The organism is Plastoroseomonas hellenica, assembly GCF_018129085.1.
GTDB classification, from domain to species: domain Bacteria; phylum Pseudomonadota; class Alphaproteobacteria; order Acetobacterales; family Acetobacteraceae; genus Plastoroseomonas; species Plastoroseomonas hellenica.
Map to the genome: position 1 here is coordinate 37,628 of NZ_JAAGBB010000046.1, position 7,319 is coordinate 44,946.

The 7,319-nt window shown below is 71.3% G+C and carries 6 protein-coding genes; 2 read left to right on the forward strand and 4 right to left on the reverse strand.

Annotated elements, in window-relative coordinates:
• Positions 1-8: 8 nt before the first annotated feature.
• Both ligD and ku read right to left on the reverse strand, forming a co-directional pair.
• On the reverse strand, positions 9-2,564 hold the full coding sequence (gene ligD / locus GXW71_RS27060) for a DNA ligase D (RefSeq protein ID WP_211855818.1): 2,556 nt from the start codon (positions 2,562-2,564) through the stop codon (positions 9-11).
• Between the two features lie 3 nt (positions 2,565-2,567).
• Positions 2,568-3,452, reverse strand: a complete 885-nt coding sequence (gene ku / locus GXW71_RS27065; protein ID WP_211855819.1) for a non-homologous end joining protein Ku — start codon at positions 3,450-3,452, stop codon at positions 2,568-2,570.
• A 210-nt stretch (positions 3,453-3,662) separates the two neighbouring features.
• Between ku and GXW71_RS27070 the strand changes: the two genes are divergently transcribed.
• Complete coding sequence (locus GXW71_RS27070; RefSeq protein ID WP_211855820.1) at positions 3,663-4,466, forward strand: methyltransferase, TIGR04325 family; 804 nt, start codon at positions 3,663-3,665, stop codon at positions 4,464-4,466.
• Positions 4,467-4,610: 144 nt separating this feature from the next.
• A complete protein-coding gene (locus GXW71_RS27075; RefSeq protein ID WP_211855821.1) occupies positions 4,611-5,477 on the forward strand; it encodes a methyltransferase, TIGR04325 family in 867 nt (288 codons plus the stop codon).
• A gap of 19 nt (positions 5,478-5,496) precedes the next feature.
• Here the strand turns inward: GXW71_RS27075 and GXW71_RS27080 are convergent, their stop codons facing one another.
• Both GXW71_RS27080 and cobA read right to left on the reverse strand, forming a co-directional pair.
• Positions 5,497-6,513 carry a glycosyl transferase family protein gene (locus tag GXW71_RS27080; protein ID WP_211855822.1) on the reverse strand — a complete coding sequence of 339 codons (1,017 nt, stop codon included), beginning with the start codon at positions 6,511-6,513 and terminating at the stop codon, positions 5,497-5,499.
• The coding region (gene cobA / locus GXW71_RS27085; protein ID WP_456315996.1) for a uroporphyrinogen-III C-methyltransferase at positions 6,503-7,319 on the reverse strand (817 nt) is incomplete at its 5' end. The genes cobA and GXW71_RS27080, both read right to left, overlap by 11 nt.

Below are 7,319 nucleotides of genomic sequence, written 5' to 3' on the forward strand. Positions count from 1 at the left end.
GGCGCCCTTCAGCGCGCCGCCTTGCGCCGCTTCGGCTTCGCGGGCGCGAGCGGCACCGCGGCGCGGCGGAAATCGGCCCAGGGGGACCGCGACAGCGCGGCGAGGCGCGTCGGCGTATTGGCGACGGTGAAATAGGCCGGGCCGATGGCGTCGTCGATCTCCTCCCAGCCGAGCGGCATGGAGACCGGCGCGCCCGGCCGCGCCCGGGTCGAGAAGGGCGCGACCGCGGTCGCGCCGCGCTGGTTGCGCAGGTAGTCGACCAGGATCTTGCCGCGCCGCTTCGCCTTGGTGATGGTCGCGACGAAGCGCTCCGGGCTGTCCGCCGCCATGCTCTCCGCGATCCCCTTGGTGAAGGCCTTCACCGCGGCCCAGTCCGCCTTGGGTTTCAGGGGGGCCACCACATGCAGCCCCTTGCCGCCCGAGGTCTTCAGGAAGGGCTGCAGCCCCGCATCCGTGAGCCGTTGCCGGGCTTCCTGCGCGGCGGCGATCACCGCTTCCCAGCCGACGCCCTCGCCCGGGTCGAGATCCAGGATGATGGTATCCGGCCGCTCCCAATCCTGGTCGGTCGATCCCCAGGGGTGGATCTCGAGCGTCGCCGACTGCACCAGGCCGAGCAGCCCGTCGAGATCGTGGATCGCGATCAGCGGCTCCTCCCCGGGCTCCTTGGGGTCGGGGATCTGTGCGACCGCCGGGCTGATGCCCTTCCAGGCATGCTTCTGGAAGAAGCGCTGGCGACCGTCGATGCCATCCGGGCAGCGCAGCAGCGCCAGCGGCCTTCCGGTGATGAAGGGCGCGATCTGCGGCCAGACCTCCGTGTAGTAATCGGCGAGGCCTTCCTTGGTGACGCCGACATCCGGCCAATAGACACGGTCGGGATGGGTCAGGCGCACTGTCCGCCGCTGCGGCTTCTCCGCTTTCGCCGACACCGGCGCCTCCCGCACGATCTCCTCCGCCGGCTTGTCCTCGCGCAGGCCGCGGAAGGAAGCGTGGCGGAGATGCTTGTCCGCGGTCCAGGCGCGGAACTCGATCTCCGCCACCAGTTCCGGCCGCACGAAGCGCGCTTGGCGCGCCTCCTCCGCGGTCAGCTTCTCCGCGAAGGGGCTTGCCGGAATGCGCATGCGCTCAAGCCGCGTGAACAGCTTCTCCGCGACACCAGCCGTGAAGCCGGTGCCGACGCGCCCGACATGGCGGAGCTTGTCATTCTCGTGCACACCGAGCACCAGCGACCCGATCGCCTTGCGCGAGGTGGAGGAGGGCACATAGCCGGCGACCACGAATTCCTGCCGGTTCGAGCATTTCGACTTCACCCAGGACTTGCCGCGGCCGGAGCGATAGGGCGCGTCCTTCTGCTTGGAGACGATGCCCTCCAGGCTCAGGCGGCAGGCATGGCGCAGCACCATGTCGCCAGCTTCCGCGAAATGGTCGCTGAAACGCAGCGCGCTGCCGCGGACCAGCGCCGCCAGCGCGTCCTTCCGGGCGGTCAGCGGCGCCTGGCGCAGGTCAACGCCGTCGAGATACAGCAGGTCGAAGACGTAGAAGACGAAGCCATCCGTCCGGCCTTCGCTGAGCGCGGCCTGCAGCGCAGAGAAGTCCGAAGCCCCTGCCTGCCCTTCCACCACGACCTCGCCATCGATCAGCGCATTCGCCGCCGGCAGCGCACGGAATTCGTTCAGGATCTCCTTGCCGAAGCGATCGCTCCAGTCGAGGCCGCTGCGGGTCAGCAGCTTGACGCGGCCGCCATCGATCCGCGCCTGCAGCCGGTAGCCATCGAACTTGATCTCGTGCAGCCAGCCCGCGCCCGCCGGCGGCTTGGCGACCAGGGTGGCGAGCGCCGGCTCCACGAAGGCAGGCAGCGCGGACTTCTTCGCGCCTTTGATCCGATCGGGCTCGAGATCGGCCGCCGGCGCCTCCCGCTCCGGCCCGGTCTTCGCCGGTTTGCGCGCGCCGGCAGCCGGCTTGCGCGCAATCTTCCCGGTCTTCGACGACCAGCCCGGCGCCTCGCCGGCGACATCCTCGACGCTGCGGCCGGTCTTCACCGATTCCGGCCGTTCCTCCAGGATGTCGGGGTCATCGGGGGCGCGCGCTGCGGCGTCCTCGCCCTTGATCAGCAGCCAGTTCTCCCGCTTCTCGCGCGGCTTGCCGTGCATGCGCACCAGGTGCCAGCGGCCGCCAAGCTTCTCGCCTTCCAGCTCGAACTCCAGGTGGCCCTTCGCATAGCCGCGTGCGGCGTCGCCGATCGGCGCCCAGGTGCCGCGATCCCAGACGATCACGGTGCCGCCGCCATATTCGCCCTTGGGGATGGTGCCCTCGAAATCGCCGTAGTCCAGCGGGTGGTCCTCGACATGCACCGCGAGGCGCTTCTCGCCCGGCACCAGGCTCGGGCCGCGGGTCACCGCCCAGCTCCTGAGCACGCCATCCATCTCCAGGCGGAAATCGTAGTGCAGCCGGGTCGCGTCGTGCTTCTGGATGACGAAGCTGTGGCCCGCCGCCCGCGCGCGGCGGCCGCGCGGTTCGCGCGTTGCGGTGAAGTCGCGCTTCTTCCGATAGGTTTCGAGCGTCGCCACGGCTCAGCCCGCCTTCCGGCGCGGCGTCGCCTTCGCCTTCGGCCTGCCGCGCGCGGCGGTCTTGGTCTTGGCCGCGGGCGCCTTGCCGCGCGGCTTGGATGCGGGTTTGGCCCGCTTGACGCCGGCGCTCTCCCGCAGCGCATCGAGCAGGTTGACGACGTTCGCCGAGCGCGCCGCGCGCTTGGTCTCGATCGGCCGCCCCTCGATCTTCGCCTTCACCAGCTCGGCGAGTGCGGCTTCGTAGCGGTCGTCGAACTCGGACGGATCGAACTTGCCGCGCTTGGAGGTGATGATGTGCTTGGCGAGGTCGAGCATCTCGCCCTTGATCCGCATGTCCGGCACGTCGCTGAAGGCATCCGCGGCGGAGCGGACCTCATAATCGAAGTTGAGCGTGGTCGCGATCAGCCCCGCATCATGCGGGCGGATCAGCAAGGTGCGGACGCGGCGGAACAGCACCGTCCGCGCCAGCGCCGCGACGCCCTGCCCGCGCATGGCCTCCCGGATCAGGCCGAAGGCGTCCTCGGCATGGCGGTCACCGGGGGTCAGGTAATAGGGGCGGTCGAAATAGACGTTGTCGACGCTGTCGCAGGCGATGAAGGATTGCACCGAGAGCGTCTTGTCGGCGTCCGGGACCGCTGCGGCGACTTCCTCCGGCTCCAGCATCACGAACTCGTCCTGGGCGATCTCGTAGCCCTTCACCTGCTCCTCTGCCGGGACCGGATCGCCGGTGCTGCCGTCCACGTAACGGCGGCGGAGCCGGTGCCCGGTCTCCCGGTTCAGGCTGTGCAGCGCGATGCGTTCGGAGGTGGAGACGGCCGCGTGCAGAGCGACCGGGCAGGTCACCTCCGCGACCTTCAGGAAGCCACGCCAGCTCGCGCGCAGGGCCATCGCCCTCCCTCCTCCACGCATCCGCCGGGCCGGAATGCGGCCCGGACACCCTGTAACGCGCGGTTTGCAGCTGGGGTTCCAGCCGTCTTCCCGCGCCGGCGCCGCCGGTTCGGCACCGAAATTACAGCGATTGCGAATATCCGGGCCGGCATGCAACACCCTTGCCGGCGGCCCGCGTCACCGGAGGCCGCCGCCGGAGATGGAGACTGGATGCTCGGACGTCTATGGAGCCTGCCTGGGCTCAGCCGGATCCGCCGCTCGGGGCGGCTGAACGCGTTGCTCGGCCGCAGCCATGGCAGCCATTGGGGCCGGTTCCCGACGCGGGAGGCGGCGGCGGCCTATATGCGGCCTTCAGCCCAGCTCGACTACGACGACGACCGCGTCGTCGACATGAATGTCGAGAGCTTCAGCCGCATCCACCTCTTCGACTGGCCGGTCATGTTCCACCTGCAGCGCATGATCGCGCGCGGCGAGTTGCGGCGGGTGACGGATTTCGGCGGCCATGTCGGCGTCAAGTATCTTGCCTATCGCGATGCGCTGGGCTTCCCCGACGACCTGGTCTGGCAGGTCGTCGACGTGCCGGCGATGTGCCGGGCGGGCCGGCGCCGCTCCGCGGACATCCCCCAGCTCCGCTTCCACGAGGCGCTGGAGGACACCATGCCGAGCAATGTCCTGCTCTGCTCCGGGTCGTTGCAATATGTGGATGCGCCGCTCGACCAGATTCTGGCGCGGCTGCCGGCGCCGCCGCCGGTGATCCTGCTCAACAAGGTCTCGGTCACCGAGGCGGCGGGCTTCTTCACGCTGGAGAGCTTCGGCCTCGGCCGCATGCCGCACCACGTCGCGGCACTGCGGGAGCTCGACATGCTGCGGCAGCGCTGCGGCTACGAGCTGGAAGCGCGCTGGGACATTCCCGACCGTGAATTCGAGGTACAGGCGGCGGATGGCCGCCAGACGGTCCAGATGATCGGCGAGGTCTGGCGGCGCGCCGGAGGCAGCGCGGCGCCCGCATCGTGAAGGATCGGCGATACCTCGGTGATGTCGGCCGCCGGCGCCGCCGGGTGACGCGCTGATGCCTCCCCTGCGCGCGCGAGGTCGCGTAGGATGGGCGGGCGGCGATCCAGCGTCTCCGCGACGCCGCATCCGGGAAGGCCGCATCGCATGACCCCTGCGCAGAAGATCCGATCCGGGCAGGACCGGCTGTCCGTGCAGGCGGGGGCCCTCATGCGGCCGGGCGCGCAGCGGATCACCCCGGATTCGCTCCGCCAGAACCAGGCCACCTGCCCGGTCATCCAGGGCGTGTTCGGGCATCAACGGCAATTCGCCGGGATCCAGGAAGCGCGTGCCTATATCCAGGCCTACGCCAGGTCGGAGGGCGAGATCCCCTCCGATCTCCTCTGGCACCTGAGCGCGAGCGAGCGGGCCTATCTGAGCGACTACCCGGCGCTGTTCCACCTGGACACCAATCGCGAGGCGATCCGGACGGTGTTCGATCTCGGCGGCAATGCGGGGGCGATGTTCTACCGCTACGACGAGCATCTGCGCTGGCCCGCCGACTTCGCCTGGACCATCTGCGACAGCCCGAAGAACCTCGAATACGCGGCGCGGCACGCGAAGAAGCGGCGGGAGGAGCGGCTGCTCTTCACCACCATGCCGGAGACCATGGATGGCAGCGACCTGCTGCTGATCTCCGGCGCGCTGCAATACTACCAGGATCCCGTCGGCATGGTCGCGGCCGCCCCGAACCGGCCGCGCTTCATCCTGGTGAACCGCAGCCCGCTGACCTCGATGGGCACCTATGCCGTCATCCAGGATGTCGGCCATTGGCTGGCGGCCTGCGTGGTACACAACCGCAACAGGCTCTACCAGGGTCTGCAGGCGCTCGGCTATGTGCTGCGCGATGAATGGCCGGCGCCGGAGTTCGAGATCCAGGTCCCGGAAAGCCCGGCCTTCAGCGTGGCACAGTATTCCGGCTTCTTCATGGAACGCCCCGACCCTGCGCCGGAGGCGCTGCCGGCCCCGGCTTAGACGGTAGGCCCGCCCCGCCTCACCGGACGACGCGGTCGCGCCAGAGCTGGAGAGCGCGGGCATCCGCTTCGGCAGGCGTAGCCGCTTCGCCCAGCGCCAGCAGGCCGAGCGCCAGGGTCGCCAGGACGGTCGCCAATCCGGCGCCCTCGGCCTCGCCGCGCCAGACCGGAAGGAAATCCCCCGCCGCGGCGGTCCTCGCCCCCCCGGCCAGGATGGCCGGCAGAGCCAACTCACGGGGTTCCGATCCGCAATCGAGCAGATGCGCCGCGACCGGCTTCAGCGGCGTCCGCTCCGCCTCGCCGCCGCCGCCCTTCACCACCAGCAGGCGCTGCCGCCCCAGCCGGGCGGCCACCGCGAGGTGCAGCGCGATATAGGGCGGGTGGAACACGCCATCCACGCCGGCCGGCGCATCGCAAGGGTTCAGCAGCCGCGCGACCGTGTTGATCGGGGAGCGCAGGCCGAGCAGCGTCCGCAGGCCGAGCAGGCGGTCGAGCCCGGGGCTCAGCCGCGCCAGCGGCAGATAGGCGAAACCCACCGCATCGAGCATCCGCGCTGCCGCCGCCCGGTCCTCGGCCGGGCGCAGCCCGAGCAGGGCCAGCGCCTCGGGCACCGGCATGCCGGAGGAGAAGGCGTTGGAGCCATGCATGAGCACGCGATGCCCCGCCTGCGCGAGCGCGAGCGCCGCCAGCAGGAACCATGGTGCCGTGCGGGTCCGGCCGGCGCCGTAGGAGGGCCAGTCGAGGTCCACCGCCACGCGCGGCTCGCCGCCGCAGCCGGAGGCCTCGCGCCCGGCCTCGACTAGGCCGGCGACCTCGTCCGGATCTTCGCCGCGGTAGCGCAGCAGCATGAGGAAGGCGCCGACCTGATGCGGATCGGCCTCTCCCCGCAGCACCATGCGGAGCGCGGTCCGCGCCTCCTCCCAGGTCAGGGCGCGCGAGCGGCCCGGGCCACGACCGAGGGTGCGGACGAAGGGGGCGAAGGGATGTTCCGCCGCGCCGTCTTCTGCGGCCTCGGCGGTGTGGGGATCACGCGGCATGCCGCTCGATAGCACGGCCCGACGCCGCGGCGGACCCGGCCAGCGCGACGACGGCGCCGATGAGAACCAGCGTCGGTCCCTCCACCGCCGCGGCGGAGACGGCGGCGGCGATCGCGCCGAGGGTCGCGGGAATGCGGCGCTCGCTCGGCAGGCTCGCATTCTCGACCGCGATGGCGGGGGTTTCCGGCGCCATGCCGGCATCGATCAGCGCCGCGGCGACGCGCGGCAGCGTCCGGCTCCCCATGTACACGGCCAGCGTGCCGCCGGCTTCCGCGAGGGCGCGCCAATCATGGGCCGGCAGATCCTCCTCGGCGCCATGGGCGGTGATCAGATGCAACCCGCGCGCGAGGCCGCGATGGGTCAGCGGCAGGCCGAGCCGCGCGGCGACGGCGAGTGCGGCGGTGATGCCGGGGACCACCTCCACCGCCGCGCCGGCGGCGCGCAAGGCCTCGAGCTCCTCCCCGCCGCGGCCGAAGACGAAGGGATCGCCGCCCTTCAGCCGGACGACATGCGCGCCGGTGCGGACCTCGCGGACCAGCAGCGCATTGATCGCCGCCTGGCTCATCGCGTGCCGGCCGCAGCGCTTGCCGACATCGATGCGCCGCGCGTGGCGCGGCGCGAGGTCGAGCACGCTCGGGTCCACCAGCTTGTCGTAGAGCACGACATCGGCGCTCGAGAGCGCGCGCAGCGCCTTCAGCGTCAGCAGCTCCGGGTCGCCGGGGCCGGCGCCGACCAGCGTGGCCCGGCCCGCCACCGCACCACGGCGCCCGGGGGCGAGGGCGGGGGTGGCAGGATCGGCGAGCGCC